This is a genomic window from Mesorhizobium sp. LMG17149 (genome assembly GCF_024518695.1).
GTDB lineage: Bacteria > Pseudomonadota > Alphaproteobacteria > Rhizobiales > Rhizobiaceae > Mesorhizobium.
Genome location: NZ_JANIFL010000001.1, coordinates 354,372 through 371,117 on the forward strand (window position 1 = coordinate 354,372; position 16,746 = coordinate 371,117).

Genomic DNA, 16,746 nt, shown 5'->3' on the forward strand with positions numbered 1-16,746 from the left:
CGATTTTATCCGCCCTTCCGGCAGTTGGGCGGAGTCACATATCCACGACGACGCGGCCGCGGATCTTGCCGTCGACGATGTCGCGCGCGGCATCGACGATGCCGTCGAATCCGATGGTGCTGGACAGGCTGGCGAGCTTCCGCAGATCGAGGTCGGTGCCGATGCGGCGCCATGCCTCGAGGCGGACTGCTTTCGGCGCCATCACTGAATCGATGCCGAGCAATGAGACGCCGCGCAGGATGAAGGGCGCGACGCTGGTCGGCAGGTCCATGCCGCCGGCCAGGCCGCAGGCGGCGACCGCACCGCCATAGGAGGTCATCGACAGCACATTGGCCAGCGTGTGGCTACCGACTGCGTCGATGCCGCCGGCCCAGCGCTCCTTGGCCAGCGGCTTGGCCGGCTGGGCAAGCTCGTCGCGCGATATCACTTCGGCGGCGCCAAGGTCGATCAGAAAGGGGCTTTCGGCATTGCGGCCGGTGGAAGCAATGACATGGTAGCCGAGGCTGGACAGGATCGAGACCGCTACCGAGCCGACGCCGCCGGCCGCCCCCGTCACCACCACCGGGCCGCGATCGGGCAGGATGCCGTGCCGTTCCAGGGCCATGACGCAGAGCATGGCGGTATAGCCTGCGGTGCCGACGGCCATCGCGTCATGCGTGCTGATGCCTTGCGGCAGCGGCACCAGCCAGTCGCCCTTGACGCGGGCACGGCCTGCATAGGCACCGAAATGGGTTTCGCCGACGCCCCAGCCGTTCAGAATGACCTTGTCTCCGGTGCGCCAGTCGGGATGCGAGGACGAGACGACGGTGCCGGCGAAATCGATGCCCGGCACCAGCGGCCAGTGGCGGATCACCGGCGCCTTGCCCGTGATCGCCAGGCCATCCTTGTAGTTCACCGTCGTTGCCTCGATCGCGACGGTGACATCGCCTTCCATCAGGTCGGCCTCGGTGAGATCGGTTACGTTGACCGACTGCTTTTTCTCGGCGTCACGCGAAACGAGGATGGCTTTGAAGGTTTCGGACATGTCTTTCTCCGCGATCTTGTTTGGCGACATGAACTGTGCGGCGATGGCCGCACGGGGTCAATCCTTGGAAGGTCTGGCTTTGGGTTCGCGTCCCCAGCCGAACAGCTCGTCGAAGACGACCAGTGCCGCGCCCACCGAAATGAAGGCGTCGGCAAGGTTGAAGACGGCGAAGGACCACACCGGCGTGTGAAACAGAATATAGTCGATGACGTGGCCGTAGACGGCGCGGTCGATCAGATTGCCCAGAGCGCCACCGACGATCAGCGCAAAGCCGGTGCGGGCAAGGATCTGGGACGGCGCGATCCGCGTCGCCAGGAACAGCACGAAAGCAACGACGACAAGCGAGATGACGATCAACCCGGTGTCGCCGAAGGACGAGAACATCGAGAAGGCGATGCCGGTATTGTAGGTGCGGAACAGCGCCAGGAAGGGCAGCAGATCAACCTTCTCCTGAAAAGGCAGATCGGCCTCGACCAGGTATTTTATCCACTGGTCGAGCGCGATGGCCGCGACGACGAGCAGTGCGTAGGGAGACCATGATCTCACGGGCGGGCAACCTTCATTGCTGGTCCAGGATTGGCTCGAGCTTGAGCGCGCCGCGCCGGATCTCGAACAGCATGATGCCGGTGGCAACGGCCAGATTGAGCGAATCAGCACGGCCGGCTTGCGGAATCCTGAGCAGCCTGTCGCAACTCGCAGCCAGGCTTTCGGGCAGTCCCTGCTGCTCGTTGCCCATCATCAGCAGCACGGGCCCGCGTGAAAAATCGACCGAGCGGTAGTCGACGGCGCCTTTCAGGTGGGTGCCGGCGACTAGCCCTGAGAAGCCGCCTCGCCAGGCAAGGAAAGCCTCGGTTGTCGCCTTGGCCACCGGCACGGCAAAGATCGAACCCATGGTGGCGCGCACCGTTTCCACGGAGAACGGATCAGTGGTATCGCCGACCAGGATGACGCCTTTGGCGCCGACTGCATCGACGGTGCGGATGACGGTGCCGAGATTGCCGGGATCGCGTACCCGGTCGAGAGCCACCCAGACGTCGCCATTGTCGGCGCGCACATCCTTCAAGGCGAGGAATTTTTGGGAAAAGACGCCCACCACCATTTGCGGATTGTCGCGACGGGTGATGGCGACCAGCACCTTTTCCGACACTTCGAGCACCATGCCGCCGGCGGCAACCGTGCGTGCGGCCACCTTCTCCACCGCCGCGTTGCCGCGCCCGGCCTTGGCGAAAACCAATGTCCTGATCTGCCAGCCGAGATCGAGCGCATCGATGACCAGCTTCAGCCCCTCGGCCATGAATGCGTTTTGCTGGTCGCGGAATTTCTTCTGAGCGAGAGCCTTGATGTCCTTGACCAGCGGATTGGCGAGGCTGGTGACCTCCTTCACCTGGCCAGGTGCGCCTGCATGCCGCTCGTTCATTCAGCCACCCAACGCGAAAACAATGAAGTCGAGAGCGCCCGGCCGGCGGACTTTTCACGGATGATCAGCTCACCCGATTCAATCTTGCCGCCCATGCCGGCAAAGGTATCGCGCATCAGGGCGTGGATGGCGAAGAAGGAGGCGCGGATCGAATAGGCGGTCAGCACCACGGCAAGCGGCTTCGGCGTCAGGATCGCCCGGCAGAGATCGGTCAAATCGGGCAGGTCCTCGAACAATTGCCAGACCTCGCCCTTGGGGCCACGGCCATAGGCCGGCGGGTCGAACAGGATGATGTCGTAGCGGCTGCCGCGGCGCTCCTCGCGCTCGGCGAATTTGACCGCGTCGTCGACGATCCAGCGGATCGGCTTGCTGCCGAGGCCGGCCATCTCCTGGTTTTCACGGGCCCAGCCGATCGCTTTCTTCGAGGCATCGACATGGGTGACCTCGGCGCCGGCGCGAGCCGCCACCAATGAGGCGAGACCGGTATAGCCGAACAGGTTCAGCACCTTGACCGGCCGCTTCGCCGCCGCGATCAGCCCGGCCATGTGATCCCAATGGGAGGCCTGCTCGGGAAAGACGCCGACATGACGAAACGAAGTGAAACGGCCGAGATAGTCGATGCCGTCATGCTTCATCGGCCAGGTCTCGCCGAGCGGCAGCTTGGGGAAACGCCAGCGGCCGATGCCCTCCTCGTCGGTGTCGCCGGTGAAGACGGCGTCGGCACGCTCCCATTCCTTTGCCGGCAAGGCCTTTTGCCAGATCGCCTGGCCCTCGGGCCGCACGATACGGTAGGGGCCATATTGTTCGAGCTTTTGGCCGGTGCCGCTGTCGAGCAGCGCATAATCGGCATTGGGCGCCACTTCCAGGATCACGGGAAGATGTTCGGCGGGCAGAGCGCCTTCGCGGCGGGCCAGGATGCGCGGCGCCGCGTTCGGTTCGGAACGACTTTCCGTCTTCGCCTCATGGCGCTCGCGCGGTGGCGCTTCCGGTCTGGCGGGAGCCTGGCCGGGACGCGGACGTGACACGTCCGCCGCACCCTTCGCGGATGGATGTGGACGGTTGTCGCGGCGTTTGTCGCGAAAAGACTTCAAGCGGGGGCAACTCCGAACGGCGTGGCCGCTTTTGACATAGGGCAACCGGCTTCGCAACCAAGTCCGACAGGTCGGCCTCTCCGGTTCAGGTTGGCCGCGATGGACCAATGTCAAAGAAACAGGCAAATCTACCGGATGTCCCGCTCCGAACGCCTGCTCGACCTGATCCAGTGCCTGCGCCGGCATCGCCGGCCCGTGAGCGGGCACATGCTCGCCGACGAGATGGGCGTTTCGATCCGCACGCTCTACCGCGATATCGCGACGCTGCAGGGCCAGGGTGCGCCGATCGAGGGTGAGGCGGGGCTGGGCTATGTGCTGAAGCCCGGCTTCATGCTGCCGCCGCTGATGTTCAGCGACGAGGAGATCGAAGCCATCGTGCTCGGCTCGCGCTGGGTCGCCAAGCAGCCGGACCAGCGCCTCTCGGCCGCCGCTGCCAACGCGTTGGCCAAGATAGCGGCGGTCTTGCCGGACGATCTGCGCGAGGATCTCGACGGGAGCACACTGCTGGTCGGCCCTTCCGCCGCAGCCATCGAAAGCATCGATCTTGGCCTCGTACGGCAGGCCATCCGCAACGAGCGCAAGCTCGGCTTTCTCTACCGCGCCGCCGGCGGCGCCGCGTCCGAGCGTGTCGTCTGGCCATTTGCGCTGGGCTTCTTCGACAAGGTGCGGGTGGTGGTGGCGTGGTGCGAGATGCGGCAGGATTTCCGGCATTTTCGCGCCGATCGCATCGCCGAACTCCAAGCAACGGACACGCGCTATCCGCGTCGTCGCCAAACGCTGCTCAAGGAATGGCGGGCAACGCTCGACAAGCCGCGTGGTTCGAGATGACTGCTGCCATAATCTGACAGTAGCCCATCTTATGGTCGCCAAGTCGAAGCACCGAACCTTGGAGAGCAGATATGGCCACCCCGAATTTCGTCATCCTCTATGTCGACCAGCCGCTTGAGAGCGGCGCCTTCTACAGCGCGCTGCTCGGCCGTGAGCCGGTTGAAAGTTCGCCGACCTTCGTGCTGTTCGTGCTCGATGCCGGCTTCAAGCTCGGCCTGTGGTCGCGCCATACGGTGGAGCCGGCAGCCGCCATGTCAGGCGGTGGCGCCGAAATCGTCTTTGCGCTGGATACGCCCGATGCGGTCGATGCCACCCATGCCGACTGGTCCGGGCGCGGGCTGACAATTCTGCAGACGCCAACCGACATGGATTTCGGCCGTACTTTTGTCGCGCTCGATCCCGACAATCATCGCCTGCGCGTCTATTGGCTGTCCGATGGCGAACAGGCCAATGGTGACCAGAAATGAGCGCGTACTGGATCGCGGTGGCATCGGCCGAACATGTCCGGCGGGGTCGCGCAGCCGGCTTCATGCAGGTCAACCACGGCAAGGCGGCACCGCTGCGTCGCGTCAAGCCAGGCGATGGCATCGTCTACTACTCGCCGAACACTGTTTTGGGCGAGAAAGATGGCCTGCGGGCCTTCACCGCGATCGGCATCGTGCGGGAAGGCGAGCCCTATCAGGGCGATATGGGCGCCGGCTTCACGCCCTTCCGCCGCGATGTGGCGTGGGCCAAGGCCGAGGAAGCGCCGATCAAGCCGCTGCTCGACAGGCTGGACTTCACCATGGCCAAATCGAACTGGGGTTATCAGCTTCGCTTTGGCCTTTTCGAAATCGGGGATCACGATTTTCGTGTGATCGCCGACGCGATGAGCGCCAAAATGGCTGTACCGGCGAACTAGGCCGTGAGCGCCTTGTAGACGGCAATGCCGGCGGCAAGATCCTCGAGCGCCGCGCCGACCGACTTGAACAGCGTGATCTCCCCAGCGCTCTCGCGACCCTTCTTCTGGCCGCGCGCTAATTCGTGCAGATCGGCGACGATGGTTTCCGGCTTCAGCACGCCGGAGGCCAGCGGTTGGACGATGTCGCCGGCTTCCTTGGTGGCGCCGGCGCGGGTGTCGACATAGACGCGGGCAAGCCTGATCGCGTCGTCGTCGCTCTCGCGCATCGTCGGCGTAAAGCCTCCGACCAGGTCGACATGGGTTCCCGGCCGCAACAATGCGCCCTTGATCAGCGGCGTCGTCGTGATCGTCGCCGAGGAGACGATGTCGGCCTGCCCAAGCTCGGCATCGAGATCGCTCGCCGCGCTGGCTGCAAAACCCTCGGCGCGCAGGTCGGCGGCGACTTTTTCGGCATTGGCCGGGGTGCGGTTCCAGATGCGGATGGTCTTGATCGGCCGTACGGCCGAGTGCGCCTTGGCGAGGAAGGGCGACAGCGCGCCGGCGCCGACCACCAGCAGCCGCGAGGCATCGTCGCGGGCGAGATAGGAGGCCGCAAGCGCCGAAGCACAGGCGGTGCGCCACTGTGTCAGCCGCTGGCCGTCGATCAAGGCCTCGGGTTCGCCGGTGGCGCCATTGAGCAGGAGATAGAGCCCCATCACCGCCGGCTTGCCGATGGCATTGTTGTCGGGGGACACGGTGACGATCTTGACGCCGATGTGACCACCGGTCGATGTGCCGGCCGCGTTGAGGTCGGTCCAGGCCGGCATCAAAAGCAGGGTGGAGGCCGCGCCATCTGGCCGCTCGATCGTATGATGATGCCTGACCGGCTGCACCGCACCGTCGCGGAACGCCGTGCGCAGCGTCTCGACCAGTCCGGCAAAGGTCAGCGCATGGTCGACCTCTGCGGCCGAAATGGTCAGCATGTAAAACTCCGTAGGGACAAAACCGCCGACGGGCGGCTCAAGCGGTCGGCTTCGGCAATGCGGACCCATGGGCGGACCCTTGGGCGGACCCTTGGGTGGAGCCTGGGGCCGTTCCCGGAGCCTGGCTTTGCGGTACCGCCGGCGCACGGCTGACCGCCTGGCGCAGGTTCTCGGCCTCGACGCCGCGCTGGCGCGCCAGCTTGCGATAGCGGCCCTGCTTGACCCAGGTTGCCAGGCTGCCGACGATCATGCCGATGGCGAGTGCCAGGAACAGGAAAATGAACAGCGGCAAAGTCAGGGTCAGCTTCGGATTGCCGGGGTTGAACGGATCGAGCGTGAAGGCGACCAGTTCGCGGTTGGCAACGGCGAGTGCGATCAGGATGATCGCCAGGGGCACGAAGATCGCGATGAGGATGAAGCGATTGAACATGATGTTTTCCGTCGGAAGCTGGCCTGTCCGAAAGGCCGTCAGGCGCTGACGTCGCGCCTACTTGCCGCCGTTCAGCCTTTCACGCAGTTCCTTGCCGGTCTTGAAGAACGGCACCCACTTCTCCTCGACCTCGACGGATTCGCCGGTGCGCGGATTGCGGCCGGTGCGGGCGGGACGATTCTTCACCGAAAAAGCGCCGAAGCCACGCAACTCGACCCGGTTGCCTTCGGCAAGGGCGTCGGTGATTTCATCGAAGATGGCGCCGACGATGTTTTCGACGTCGCGCAGGAAAAGATGCGGATTGCGCGTGGCAATAATCTGCACAAGTTCGGACTTGATCATGAGACGGGTCCCCGTGAAAGCAGTGCGGTCAAAATTATGAGGATGATTTTATTTGCTTTTTTCACTTGCCCCAAACGGCGTCTCAAGGGTGCCAGACGGAAACGAGACCGTCAAGAAACAAGCGGTCGGCTCCGAGTTCATGGATGACGTCGCCACTGTAGGCGGGCAGGCCGAGCGCACTGCCGATGGTTTGCGCCATCGCTTTCGAGAACAGGAAGCCGCCGCGCTGTTCGGTATCCTTCCACTCGACGACCTTGAGCTTGGCATCGACGCCCTTGGTCGCCAGCCAGTCGACCGCTACCGCCTCGCCGCCGACGGCGTCGATCAGCCCGTTGGCAACGCCCTGACGACCGGTGAATATCGAGCCGTCGGCAAGCGCCAGTGCTTGTTCGCGGGTCATCTTGCGGCGTTCGGCGACGATGTCGACGAACCAGTTATAACTGTCGAGGATGAGTTTGCGGACCATGGCGCGCTCGTCGTCATTGGTCGGCTTGAAAGGAGAGGGCGCGGCTTTCAGCGGCGAGGATTTCACCTCCTCCAGCTTGACGCCGAGTTTGTCCATCAGGCCGCTGACGTCGGGATACTGGATCAGCACGCCGATCGAGCCGACGATCGAGGTCTTGCGGGCAACGATGTGATCGGCGGCACTGGCGATCATATAGCCCGCCGACGCGGCGAGCGTGCCGACTTCCGCCACCACCGGCTTGTCGGCGGCCAGCTTGCGCACTTCTTCATAGATCGACTCACCACCGACGGTGGTGCCGCCAGGCGAATCGATCGACAGGATCACGCCCTTCACCATCGATGAAAGACGGATGGTTTCCAGCCGCTTGATCAGTTCCTCGTCCTCGGTGATCGTGCCTTCGATCTTGACCTTGGCAATATGGTCGACCGTCGAGCCGCCGAAATCGTCGCCATAGAACCAGGTTGAAAGCGCAATCACCCCAAGGGCTACGATGCCTATGGCGACGACGCGCCAGAATGTCAGCTTGCGCCGCAAACGGCGGCGGTCGATCAGGTCGTCGGCTCTCAGTGCCATGGTCAGCCTTTCAGTCGGCGGGAGGAGACGCTTTTAGACCATGATCCGCGCATCTGGAAGCAGTTCTCTTTTGCGTATGGCGAGACAAGTCAGCACCTGGACGTGAGGTAGCCATCCCCGTCGACAGTCGGCCGGCCTCGGCTAGGCGCTCTACAAGTATTGGTCTGCTCACATGTTTGTGCAATCGCCTCAGGTCGGCGACGAGACCGACGACGGATAAATTTTACGCCGCGTGTCTGTTTCTGCTATGGAGAACACGCAGTTGTGCGGACCTCGTTTTCGTCTGTACAAAGGCGGCTGTCACATTTTTGCAGTTTTCGTGGGCTTGTGCTTGCTTGAAAGCGCCGGCGTCCCACCTATAGGCGGTGCTCAAGGGTGGGCAGGGTTAAAGAAAGCAGTGAATGTTAGCGCGACCGATTGAACCGACCAACGCCGAGGCGGTGTTGGCTCCCCCGGCGGACGGCCGGACGCGCGGCGACGCTTTCGACCGTGCACAGCGTCATTCGCGCCGCGTGCGCGTTCTCAAATTTGCCGTGCCGGTGGCCGCGGCACTGATAGCGGTCGCTTTCCCGGTCTATTCCTATCTCGCCGCACCCGTCGCCGTGAAGGTTCAGGCGGAAGGCACTGCCTTTTCCAACGGCAAGCTGGTGATGGCCAATCCCAAGCTCAACGGTTTCACCAAGCAGAAGCAGCCTTATTCGATGACGGCGCTGCGTGCCATTCAGGATGTCAGCACGCAAGGTATCATCGAGCTGGAAGGCATCGACGCCAAGGTGCCGATCGCGCCCGACAATGTGGCGGCGGTCAAGGCCTCGCACGGCACCTACGATCGCGACGGCAATACGATGAATTTGACCAGCGACGTGACGATCACCACGACCGACGGCATGCAGGCCAAGTTCAAATCGGTCTTCCTCGACATGGGCAAAGGCACTATGAAGACGGGAGATCCCGTCGATGTCAGCCGTGGCGGGTCGCGGATCACGGCGGATACGATGTCGGTCCAGGACAATGGCAAGGTTCTGGTTTTCGAGAACAAGGTGCGCGTCAACATCGATTCCACCGCCTTGAAGGCGGCACAGGGAAACAGCGGAGAAACCAATGCGGCTCAGTAGTTCGACGCGGCTCGCGGCTGCAACTTCAGCGTTGCTGCTGCTCGGACTCGTGCCGTCATCGGCGCAGACGACCAGTCAATCAGGCCTCAAACTGTCCGGCGACAAGCCGATCCAGATCGAGAGCGACAAGCTGGAAGTCCGCCAGGCCGACAGTGTCGCCATCTTCACGGGCAATGTCAGTGTCGTCCAGGGGCCGACATTGATGAAGGCCGGCAAGATGACGGTCTACTACGTCAAGGACCCCAACGCCGCTGCCAAGGGCACGGAGGCCGCGGGTGCGGCGATGACGGGCTCGGCCAACATCGATCACCTGGAGATCTCCGACAAGGTTTACATCAAGTCGGATGCGCAGGTCGCGACAGGCGATCAAGGCAGCTTCGATATGAAGAGCCAGGTGCTGGTGCTTTCGGGCAAAAAGGTCGTTCTGTCGCAAAACGACAACATTCTGGTGGGCTGCAAGCTTACCGTGCAGATGAAAAGCGGGCTGGCTCAGGTGGATCCATGCGCTGGGCAACGCGTCCAGATGTCGATCACGCCGCCGCCGAAATCGGGAGCGACGAACCCCTGATGGCCAGCCTGTCGTCGCTGACGGCGCGTCTTCCGGGACGGGCCGCCGGCAAGCTTTCGGCGCCGGCCACGGTGACCGTAGATGCGGGAAAGTTCAAGGGAACCCTGATCGCCAAGGGGCTGACCAAGAGCTACAAGGGCCGCAAGGTCGTCAGCGGCGTCACCATCGGCGTGCGCGCTGGCGAGGCCGTTGGGCTGCTCGGCCCCAACGGCGCCGGCAAGACGACCTGTTTCTACATGGTTACCGGCCTCGTGCCGGTGGATGAAGGCACGATCGAGATCGACGGCTTCGACGTCACGTCGATGCCGATGTACCGTCGCGCACGCCTCGGTATCGGCTATCTGCCGCAGGAAGCGTCGATCTTCCGCGGCCTCAATGTCGAGCAGAATATCCGCGCGGTGCTGGAAGTGGTCGAAAAGGACCGCAAGGTGCGCGAGCGCAATCTCGACGAACTGCTCGAGGAATTCCACATCAGCCATCTGCGCAAGGCGCCATCCATGTCGCTTTCGGGCGGCGAGCGGCGACGCCTGGAAATCGCGCGAGCGCTGGCGACGCGTCCGGCCTACATGCTGCTCGACGAGCCTTTCGCAGGCATCGATCCGATCGCCGTCGCCGATATCCAGCAACTGGTGCGCCACCTGACGGCGCGCGGCATCGGCGTCCTCATCACCGATCACAATGTGCGCGAAACGCTCGGCCTCATCGACCGCGCCTACATCATCCATGCCGGCCAGGTGCTGACCCATGGAAGGGCCGACGAGGTGGTGGCAAATCCCGATGTGCGGCGACTTTACCTCGGCGAGGGTTTTACGCTCTGAACGGTTCGTCGTTTCACGGAAAACGCCAATCCACTCCGTCTTTTCGTCTTGACGCAATTCCCAAGGGAAAGCGCCATGCGCTTTTCCCGGGAAAGCCGTCTCTCACTTTTCCTGGAATTGCTCTGAGCGTGAAATTTGTTTCCTGACACGATTTTTGTGGTTCGCGCGGCGCTTTTTTCTCGATTTTGCTCCGGGATAACGCTCCGGTAAGCGCGTTTTGCTACCAATTGCCTTGACAAGCAAAAGCCGGGCCAGTTTTTATGGCCGGCTGCAAAATTCTTGCCCGGAAGTCGGGATGCGTAGACGAGGCGTTTGAAACCGAACCATGGCGTTGGCGGCCAAACTACAGCTACGACAATCGCAGTCGCTGGTGATGACGCCGCAGCTGATGCAGTCGATTCGGCTGCTGCAGTTCACCCATGTCGAGCTTGAGCATTTCATCGACGAGGAAATCGAGCGCAATCCGCTGCTGGAGCGCGCCGAGCCGCAGGACGATGCCGCCAGCGACCAGGCGCAGAAGATCGAGGCGGAGCCGCAAGCCACCGCCGAAGGCGACTGGTTCGAAAACGAGACGCAGTGGAGCGCCGAGGCGATCTCGGACAAGCTCGACACGTCGCTGGAAAACCTGTTCCCCGACGACCCGGGGACCAGCGAGCGGCTCGGTCCCGACCTGACGGCACAATGGAAATCGGCTTCGGGCAATGGCGCGGGTTCCTCATCCGAGTGGTTTGACGCCGGCGATATGGCGACTGCTGCGATCACGCTGCGCGACCATGTCGGTGAACAGGTAGCGCTAGCCTTCACTGACCCGGCTGCACGACTGATCGCCGCCGACCTCGCCGACGGCCTTGACGAGACCGGCTATCTGCGTGCCGACCTGGCCGAGATCGCCGCTCGTCTCGGTGCGGATGCCGCTGCCGTGGCGAAGGTGCTGGCGGTATGTCAGACCTTCGAGCCGGCTGGCCTGTTTGCCCGCGACCTGGCCGAATGCCTGTCGCTGCAACTTGCGGTGCGCAACCGGCTCGATCCGGCGATGAAGGCGCTGGTCGCCAATCTCGAACTCCTGGCACGACGTGATTTTCATGCATTGAAACGGATATGCGGTGTCGACGAGGAGGATCTGCTCGACATGCTGGCGGAGATCCGGGCGCTCGATCCCCGGCCGGGCATGGCGTTTTCGGGCGGCGCCAGCGACGCGATCGTCGCCGATGTCGAGGTGCGCGCGGCCAATGACGGCAGCTGGACGGTCGAACTCAATGCCGAAACGCTGCCGCGGGTCTTGGTCGACCATATCTATTTCGCCCAGGTCTCACCGCAGGCCAAGAACCAGGCGGAAAAGGATTTTCTGGCCGAATGCCTGCAGAATGCAAACTGGCTGACGCGCAGCCTCGACCAGCGGGCAAAGACCATCCTCAAGGTCGCCTCGGAAATCGTTCGCCAGCAGGATGCCTTCCTCGTCCATGGCGTGCGGCAGCTGAAGCCGCTCAATCTGCGCACGGTGGCCGACGCCATCGGCATGCACGAATCGACGGTCAGCCGGGTCACAGCCAACAAATACATGCTGACGCCGCGCGGCGTGTTCGAGCTTCGCTACTTCTTCACCGCCTCGATCGCCGCGTCGGGCGGCGGCGATGCGCATTCCTCGGAAGCCGTGCGTGACCGCATCAAGCAGTTGATCGACGAGGAAAAACCCGTCGACGTGCTTTCCGACGACGCAATCGTCGACATGTTGCGCGAAAGTGGCGTCGACATTGCAAGACGTACGGTCGCCAAGTACCGGGAAGGCATGAATATCCCCTCTTCGGTGCAGCGCCGACGCGAGAAACGGGCGATGGCCAGCGCCGGGCGCTGAGCGGGTCGATTTTCCACAGGCCGGCACTTCATTGACAAGCCGCGGTGAAGTGGCTAGAAGCCCGCCCGCATGAGACGGGCTAGATGCCCGCATGCGGATGGTCCGTCACGACGTTGGCCTCGGGACGGTCAAAGGGCGGCTTGTGATCAACCGGAAAGTTTGGATTTAAAATCGGCGCAAGTGACGCCGCAAAGCTTGTGCGCACGGATCACGAGTATAAACTCGGGCCAGTTTGAAGCCTGAGCAAGGAAGGTCAGTTTTCAGATGAATCTGCGCATATCGGGAAAACACATGGATATCGGCGATGCGTTTCGGACACGCATCAATGATCGCGTCGGCGAAGCGATCGGCAAATATTTCGATCGCGGCTTTGCCGGACATGTCACGGTCATCAAATCGGGCTCGCGCTATTCGGCGGACTGCATGATCCGGCTGGATTCCGGCGCTTCGCTGCAGGCCACCGGCGATGCCCAGGATCCGACGCTAGCCTTCGAGGCGGCGGCGGACCGTCTGGAAACCCGCCTGAGGCGCTACAAGCGCAGGCTGAAATCGCACAATTCGGGCGCCGCCAACGGCCAGCCGACCGACATCGCCTACACGGTGATGGCGCCGCTTGCCGATGACGACGAGGACATTCCGGAGAATTTCGCGCCCGCCATCGTCGCCGAATCAACCATGACGCTGAAGACCATGTCGGTGGCGTCGGCGGTCATCGAGCTCGACACCAAGGACAGCCCGGTCTTTGTCTTCCGCAATGCGGGAACCGACCATCTCAACATCGTCTATCGCCGACCCGATGGAAATATCGGCTGGATCGACCCGTCGACGACCAAGGTCGCGCAAGCGTGACGACAAAGGTCGCACGGTGACGACAAGGGTCGCACGGCAATAAGAGCCGGCCGCACGAGGGGTGGGGACTGGTGACGGCAGGCGAACAAGGGATTTTCTAGCATGGATCTGAGCGATCTTATCAACGTTCCGGCGATACTGCCGGCGTTGAAGGCGAACTCCAAGAAGCAGCTGCTGCAACTGCTGTCCGAACGGGCAGCGGCGATTTCCGGCATTCCGGAGCGGGAGGTGTTCGACACCATCCTGCAGCGTGAGCGCCTGGGTTCGACCGGCGTCGGCAACGGCATCGCCATTCCGCACGGCAAGCTGGCCGGCGTGAAACGCATCGCAGGTGTTTTCGCCCGGCTGGAGACGCCTGTCGATTTCGAATCGCTGGACGATCAGCCCGTCGATCTGGTGTTTCTGCTGCTGGCGCCGGAAGGGGCGGGCGCCGACCACCTCAAGGCACTGTCGCGCATCGCGCGGGTCCTGCGCGATGCCGACACGGTGGCCAAGATCAGGGGTACGCGCGACGCCGCCGCTATCCACGCGCTTTTGTCGGACACCCAGGCTTCGCACGCGGCCTGAATTTCGAGAATGATATCGCTACAGGGCCGCCATAGGCGGCCCTTTCCGTTTCAGCCGGAATCGCTGTCAATGAATGGCGACGGTGGTCAGGTCGTTTTCCATGGCGCCGGCCAGAGCGCGGTCACGCGCATCGGAAAGCAGGATCGGCTGGCCATTGGCGGCAAACAAGGCCCACAGTTCCATGCCGGGGGCGATTTCGCCGAGATTGGGGAAACGGCCGAGCAATTCGTCGCTCGAGACCTTTCTGAGATAAGCGACCGAGCCCTCGCCGAGATGAGCGAATTCGCCATTGGTCATGGTGATATTTTCAGTTCTGGTCATTTCAAAGCCTCCTTGGCGCGAGGACGCCGCTCAAGGCCATCCCGCATGAGAGCCATTTCAATTTGCTGCATCGTGCTTTCGGAAAGTCGGAGCCGATTTCCGGCCGATGCAGTGGTAAAGATCAGTCTTTCACCGATATGTTTATTTTCCGTACCAGCCGTTCGGACTCCGGCCGATCGAGGTCGATCGACAAAAGACCGTTCTTCAACTCCGCCGCGATCACCCGCATGCCGTCGGCCAGCACGAAACAGCGCTGGAACTGGCGCGCGGCGATGCCGCGATGAAGAAATTCGCGCTCGGTGTCGTCGGTCTGACGGCCGCGCACGACCAACTGGTTTTCCTCCGTGGTGACATCGAGATCGCTTTCGGCGAAACCGGCGACCGCCAATGTAATGCGCAACCTTTCGGTCTTGCCGTCGGCGCCGCTGAGGCGTTCGATGTTGTAGGGAGGGTAGCTGTCGCCGGATTTCGCCAAGCGTTCCAGGGTCTTTTCCATGGCGTCGAAACCAAGGAGAAGCGGGCTGGAAAAGGGCGTCATTCGGCTCATGTTACACTGTCCTCTCAAGAGCGACATAAAGTGGAAAAACCCAGATGGCATTTTTCCCGATGGCCTTGATATGGTCCGCCCCGCGACCAAGTTCAAGCCGTCAACAGACCCGCTCAAAAAGACCAGGCGTGGACTCACAGGAATGACCGACATGGCGCTTGAAACGGCGAGCAGATGCAAGGAGAAGCGCGCAGGTCGGGAATTGTCTTTCCCGGTCGAGCGGTTCGACATGGCAGCTCGCGACCGCTTCGGCGTCATTTGGATGTTTCGATCGGATCGGTTCAAGCCCACGACCTCGCCAAACAAGGAATTGAAATGCCCCAATCACGCAAGATCATCATCGACACGGATCCCGGTCAGGATGATGCCGTCGCCATATTGCTGGCGCTCGGCAGCTCCGAACTGGAGATCGTCGGCATATCAGCCGTTGCCGGAAACGTGCCGCTGAAGCTTACCGAAAAGAATGCCCGCAAGATCTGCGAATTGGCCGGCCGCCCGGACATCAAGGTCTATGCCGGCGCCATCCGGCCCCTGATGCGCGAATTGGTCACCGCCGAGGAAGTGCATGGCAAGACCGGCCTCAACGGACCGCAATTGCCAGAACCGACGATGAAACTGCAGGACCAGTACGCGGTCGATTTCATCGTCGAGACGCTGATGAGCGAAGAAAGCGGCACGATCACGCTTTGTGCGCTCGGCCCGCTCACCAACATTGCGCTGGCGCTGATCCGCGAGCCGCGCATTGCACCGCGCATCAAGGAAATCGTGCTGATGGGCGGCGGCTTCTTCGAGGGCGGCAATGTCACCCCGACCGCCGAATTCAACATCTATGTCGATCCGCAGGCCGCCGATGTCGTGCTCAAATCCGGTATTCCGATCGTGATGATGCCCCTCGATGTCACCCATAAGGCGCTGACCACCGCCAAGCGCACGCAAACCTTCCGCGCGCTCGGCACCAAGGTCGGCACCGCCACCGCCGAGATGCTGGAATTCTTCGAGCGCTTCGACGAGGAGAAATACGGCACCGACGGCGGCCCGCTGCACGACCCTTGCGTCATCGCCTATCTGTTGAAGCCTGACCTGTTCAAGGGCCGCAACTGCAACGTCAGCGTGGAAACGGCCTCCGAGCTCACCATGGGCATGACCGTGATCGACTGGTGGGGCGTTACCAAGCGGCCGAAGAACGCCATGGTGATGCGCGACATCGACCATGACGGGTTTTTCGGGTTGCTGGTGGAGAGGCTGGGGCGGCTCTAGGACCTCCATCCCTTGATGCATACGGTTCGCCCAGAGGCGCAGAGCTTCTGGGCGATACTCGACTACTGGCGGAGCAGGCGGTATGTTTCGGTGTCGTTGCGGCGATGCTGCCGCTCGACCGAGACCTTCGAGCCGATGGCTCGCGGCGCTGTCGCATCGCCGTAGACGAAGACCAGGCGGTCATTTTGGTCGAGGCGGATACCATACAAATAGCTGAACCCCCTGCCCGCCGAGCTTTCGGGGTCCGGAGTCGTGTTGAGAACGTTGACCACAGTACCGGTCAGGCGCTCGACATTGACGATGGGGCTGCTTTGCCTTGCAATCGGGATGCCGATCGCCAGTGCGCAGACGCCCACGACAAGGATGGTGACGAGAATGCCCCTGAGGTTCTCCTGCAGGGTCATCCAGACAAGGGAATGCCGGGCCTTGGCCATGACGCTTATCCCCTAAGCAATAGGTAGGTGTCGGTGCCGTTCTTGTGGTGCCGGCGTTCGACCGAAACGCGGGATCCAATCACATGCGGCGTCTCGACCTCGCCATCGACAAAAACGATGGCGCCGCTGTCCTGGAGGCGGATTTGATATGTGAAATGAAGTCCCTGACCGACGGAGGCATTCGGATTCATCGGCGTTGTGGCGTATTCGACAATGCCGCTAATCCGTTGCGTATCGATGATCGGGCTGTCCTGCCTGATTAGGCCAGGCAAGGTTTTCATGAGAGCGACCGCACAGAAGAAACTGACGCAAATGACAGCGTCTCGATATTCTTCCTTAAGCAGAAGCAGGCGATTCCGAAGAGAAAGCCGTGTTTGCCCCATG

Annotated in this window: 22 protein-coding genes; 10 read left to right on the forward strand and 12 right to left on the reverse strand. The window is 62.3% G+C overall.

Translation table 11 applies throughout. The annotated features are described in order from the left end of the window. Positions 1-34: 34 nt before the first annotated feature. Genes NP945_RS01650 through NP945_RS01665 form a run of 4 tightly spaced genes read right to left on the reverse strand, consistent with a single transcriptional unit; the run spans position 35 to position 3,532 of the window. Positions 35-1,024, reverse strand: a complete 990-nt coding sequence (locus NP945_RS01650; RefSeq protein ID WP_256745400.1) for an MDR family oxidoreductase — start codon at positions 1,022-1,024, stop codon at positions 35-37. A gap of 57 nt (positions 1,025-1,081) precedes the next feature. After that, positions 1,082-1,570, reverse strand: a complete 489-nt coding sequence (gene lspA / locus NP945_RS01655; protein ID WP_127269341.1) for a signal peptidase II — start codon at positions 1,568-1,570, stop codon at positions 1,082-1,084. 13 nt (positions 1,571-1,583) lie between these two features. Beyond that, positions 1,584-2,441 carry an RNA methyltransferase gene (locus tag NP945_RS01660; RefSeq protein WP_013529576.1) on the reverse strand — a complete coding sequence of 286 codons (858 nt, stop codon included), beginning with the start codon at positions 2,439-2,441 and terminating at the stop codon, positions 1,584-1,586. Beyond that, entirely contained in the window at positions 2,438-3,532 is a 1,095-nt protein-coding gene (locus NP945_RS01665; RefSeq protein WP_256745401.1) for a class I SAM-dependent rRNA methyltransferase, read from the reverse strand. Before NP945_RS01665 ends, NP945_RS01660 begins: the two co-directional genes overlap by 4 nt. 135 nt (positions 3,533-3,667) lie before the next feature. Here NP945_RS01665 and NP945_RS01670 point away from each other — a divergent pair, with 135 nt between their 5' ends. The 3 genes from NP945_RS01670 to NP945_RS01680 all read left to right on the forward strand — a co-directional run bounded on the left by NP945_RS01670 (position 3,668) and on the right by NP945_RS01680 (position 5,261). Next, positions 3,668-4,360: a YafY family protein gene (locus tag NP945_RS01670; protein ID WP_256745402.1), complete on the forward strand. Its 693-nt coding sequence runs from the start codon at positions 3,668-3,670 to the stop codon at positions 4,358-4,360. A gap of 71 nt (positions 4,361-4,431) precedes the next feature. Continuing rightward, the gene (locus tag NP945_RS01675; protein WP_256745403.1) at positions 4,432-4,827 is read left to right on the forward strand and encodes a VOC family protein; all 396 of its coding nucleotides are present in this window, start codon (positions 4,432-4,434) and stop codon (positions 4,825-4,827) included. Then, the gene (locus NP945_RS01680) at positions 4,824-5,261 is read left to right on the forward strand and encodes an EVE domain-containing protein (RefSeq protein ID WP_127271652.1); all 438 of its coding nucleotides are present in this window, start codon (positions 4,824-4,826) and stop codon (positions 5,259-5,261) included. Before NP945_RS01675 ends, NP945_RS01680 begins: the two co-directional genes overlap by 4 nt. Here the strand turns inward: NP945_RS01680 and NP945_RS01685 are convergent. The 4 genes from NP945_RS01685 to sppA form a co-directional block, all read right to left on the reverse strand. Beyond that, a complete protein-coding gene (locus tag NP945_RS01685; RefSeq protein ID WP_127328289.1) occupies positions 5,258-6,223 on the reverse strand; it encodes an ornithine cyclodeaminase family protein in 966 nt (321 codons plus the stop codon). The genes NP945_RS01680 and NP945_RS01685 overlap by 4 nt on opposite strands. A gap of 37 nt (positions 6,224-6,260) precedes the next feature. Next, positions 6,261-6,653, reverse strand: coding sequence for a LapA family protein (locus NP945_RS01690; RefSeq protein ID WP_256745404.1), 393 nt, complete (start codon positions 6,651-6,653; stop codon positions 6,261-6,263). 57 nt (positions 6,654-6,710) lie between these two features. Then, the gene (locus NP945_RS01695) at positions 6,711-6,995 is read right to left on the reverse strand and encodes an integration host factor subunit beta (RefSeq protein WP_006200394.1); all 285 of its coding nucleotides are present in this window, start codon (positions 6,993-6,995) and stop codon (positions 6,711-6,713) included. 82 nt (positions 6,996-7,077) lie between these two features. Further along, complete coding sequence (gene sppA / locus NP945_RS01700; protein WP_256745405.1) at positions 7,078-8,034, reverse strand: signal peptide peptidase SppA; 957 nt, start codon at positions 8,032-8,034, stop codon at positions 7,078-7,080. 401 nt (positions 8,035-8,435) lie between these two features. On the opposite strand from sppA, the gene lptC reads away from it, so the two are divergent. The 6 genes from lptC (at position 8,436) to ptsN (ending at position 13,803) form a co-directional block, all read left to right on the forward strand. Beyond that, positions 8,436-9,149 (forward strand): LPS export ABC transporter periplasmic protein LptC, encoded by a 714-nt coding sequence (gene lptC, locus NP945_RS01705; RefSeq protein WP_127269996.1) that lies wholly within the window; start codon positions 8,436-8,438, stop codon positions 9,147-9,149. After that, a complete protein-coding gene (locus NP945_RS01710; RefSeq protein ID WP_256745406.1) occupies positions 9,136-9,717 on the forward strand; it encodes an LptA/OstA family protein in 582 nt (193 codons plus the stop codon). The genes lptC and NP945_RS01710 overlap by 14 nt, the downstream gene beginning before the upstream one ends. Further along, positions 9,717-10,535, forward strand: coding sequence for an LPS export ABC transporter ATP-binding protein (gene lptB / locus NP945_RS01715; protein ID WP_013529586.1), 819 nt, complete (start codon positions 9,717-9,719; stop codon positions 10,533-10,535). The genes NP945_RS01710 and lptB overlap by 1 nt, the downstream gene beginning before the upstream one ends. A 325-nt stretch (positions 10,536-10,860) precedes the next feature. Next, positions 10,861-12,387, forward strand: a complete 1,527-nt coding sequence (gene rpoN, locus NP945_RS01720) for an RNA polymerase factor sigma-54 (protein WP_256745407.1) — start codon at positions 10,861-10,863, stop codon at positions 12,385-12,387. Between the two features lie 264 nt (positions 12,388-12,651). Beyond that, a complete protein-coding gene (gene hpf, locus NP945_RS01725) occupies positions 12,652-13,236 on the forward strand; it encodes a ribosome hibernation-promoting factor, HPF/YfiA family (protein ID WP_013529588.1) in 585 nt (194 codons plus the stop codon). Positions 13,237-13,338: 102 nt separating this feature from the next. Continuing rightward, on the forward strand, positions 13,339-13,803 hold the full coding sequence (ptsN, locus tag NP945_RS01730) for a PTS IIA-like nitrogen regulatory protein PtsN (RefSeq protein WP_013529589.1): 465 nt from the start codon (positions 13,339-13,341) through the stop codon (positions 13,801-13,803). A 66-nt stretch (positions 13,804-13,869) separates the two neighbouring features. Here ptsN and NP945_RS01735 read toward each other — a convergent pair whose 3' ends face one another. Both NP945_RS01735 and NP945_RS01740 read right to left on the reverse strand, forming a co-directional pair. After that, positions 13,870-14,124 (reverse strand): DUF1150 family protein, encoded by a 255-nt coding sequence (locus NP945_RS01735; protein WP_023760740.1) that lies wholly within the window; start codon positions 14,122-14,124, stop codon positions 13,870-13,872. 121 nt (positions 14,125-14,245) lie between these two features. After that, entirely contained in the window at positions 14,246-14,671 is a 426-nt protein-coding gene (locus NP945_RS01740) for an Hsp20 family protein (protein WP_023760739.1), read from the reverse strand. A 315-nt stretch (positions 14,672-14,986) separates the two neighbouring features. On the opposite strand from NP945_RS01740, the gene NP945_RS01745 reads away from it, so the two are divergent. Beyond that, positions 14,987-15,928 (forward strand): nucleoside hydrolase, encoded by a 942-nt coding sequence (locus NP945_RS01745; RefSeq protein ID WP_256745408.1) that lies wholly within the window; start codon positions 14,987-14,989, stop codon positions 15,926-15,928. Between the two features lie 62 nt (positions 15,929-15,990). On the opposite strand, the gene NP945_RS01750 is transcribed toward NP945_RS01745, so the two are convergent. Together NP945_RS01750 and NP945_RS01755 are read right to left on the reverse strand one after the other, a co-directional pair. After that, positions 15,991-16,362 (reverse strand): hypothetical protein, encoded by a 372-nt coding sequence (locus NP945_RS01750; protein WP_256745409.1) that lies wholly within the window; start codon positions 16,360-16,362, stop codon positions 15,991-15,993. Between the two features lie 5 nt (positions 16,363-16,367). Beyond that, positions 16,368-16,745 carry a hypothetical protein gene (locus NP945_RS01755; RefSeq protein WP_256745410.1) on the reverse strand — a complete coding sequence of 126 codons (378 nt, stop codon included), beginning with the start codon at positions 16,743-16,745 and terminating at the stop codon, positions 16,368-16,370. Between the last annotated feature and the right edge of the window lies 1 nt (position 16,746).

Bases quoted from the DNA above. Each gene is read 5' to 3' on its own strand.
- NP945_RS01735 (WP_023760740.1), bottom strand. From the start codon at position 14,124: ATGACCAGAACTGAAAATATCACCATGACCAATGGCGAATTCGCTCAT.
- NP945_RS01680 (WP_127271652.1), top strand. From the start codon at position 4,824: ATGAGCGCGTACTGGATCGCGGTGGCATCGGCCGAACATGTCCGGCGG.
- NP945_RS01755 (WP_256745410.1), bottom strand. From the start codon at position 16,745: ATGGGGCAAACACGGCTTTCTCTTCGGAATCGCCTGCTTCTGCTTAAG.
- ptsN (WP_013529589.1), top strand. From the start codon at position 13,339: ATGGATCTGAGCGATCTTATCAACGTTCCGGCGATACTGCCGGCGTTG.
- NP945_RS01740 (WP_023760739.1), bottom strand. From the start codon at position 14,671: ATGAGCCGAATGACGCCCTTTTCCAGCCCGCTTCTCCTTGGTTTCGAC.
- lptB (WP_013529586.1), top strand. From the start codon at position 9,717: ATGGCCAGCCTGTCGTCGCTGACGGCGCGTCTTCCGGGACGGGCCGCC.
- NP945_RS01690 (WP_256745404.1), bottom strand. From the start codon at position 6,653: ATGTTCAATCGCTTCATCCTCATCGCGATCTTCGTGCCCCTGGCGATC.
- NP945_RS01745 (WP_256745408.1), top strand. From the start codon at position 14,987: ATGCCCCAATCACGCAAGATCATCATCGACACGGATCCCGGTCAGGAT.
- rpoN (WP_256745407.1), top strand. From the start codon at position 10,861: ATGGCGTTGGCGGCCAAACTACAGCTACGACAATCGCAGTCGCTGGTG.
- NP945_RS01675 (WP_256745403.1), top strand. From the start codon at position 4,432: ATGGCCACCCCGAATTTCGTCATCCTCTATGTCGACCAGCCGCTTGAG.
- NP945_RS01750 (WP_256745409.1), bottom strand. From the start codon at position 16,362: ATGGCCAAGGCCCGGCATTCCCTTGTCTGGATGACCCTGCAGGAGAAC.
- NP945_RS01710 (WP_256745406.1), top strand. From the start codon at position 9,136: ATGCGGCTCAGTAGTTCGACGCGGCTCGCGGCTGCAACTTCAGCGTTG.
- lptC (WP_127269996.1), top strand. From the start codon at position 8,436: ATGTTAGCGCGACCGATTGAACCGACCAACGCCGAGGCGGTGTTGGCT.
- NP945_RS01670 (WP_256745402.1), top strand. From the start codon at position 3,668: ATGTCCCGCTCCGAACGCCTGCTCGACCTGATCCAGTGCCTGCGCCGG.
- NP945_RS01660 (WP_013529576.1), bottom strand. From the start codon at position 2,441: ATGAACGAGCGGCATGCAGGCGCACCTGGCCAGGTGAAGGAGGTCACC.
- NP945_RS01650 (WP_256745400.1), bottom strand. From the start codon at position 1,024: ATGTCCGAAACCTTCAAAGCCATCCTCGTTTCGCGTGACGCCGAGAAA.
- sppA (WP_256745405.1), bottom strand. From the start codon at position 8,034: ATGGCACTGAGAGCCGACGACCTGATCGACCGCCGCCGTTTGCGGCGC.
- NP945_RS01685 (WP_127328289.1), bottom strand. From the start codon at position 6,223: ATGCTGACCATTTCGGCCGCAGAGGTCGACCATGCGCTGACCTTTGCC.
- NP945_RS01695 (WP_006200394.1), bottom strand. From the start codon at position 6,995: ATGATCAAGTCCGAACTTGTGCAGATTATTGCCACGCGCAATCCGCAT.
- hpf (WP_013529588.1), top strand. From the start codon at position 12,652: ATGAATCTGCGCATATCGGGAAAACACATGGATATCGGCGATGCGTTT.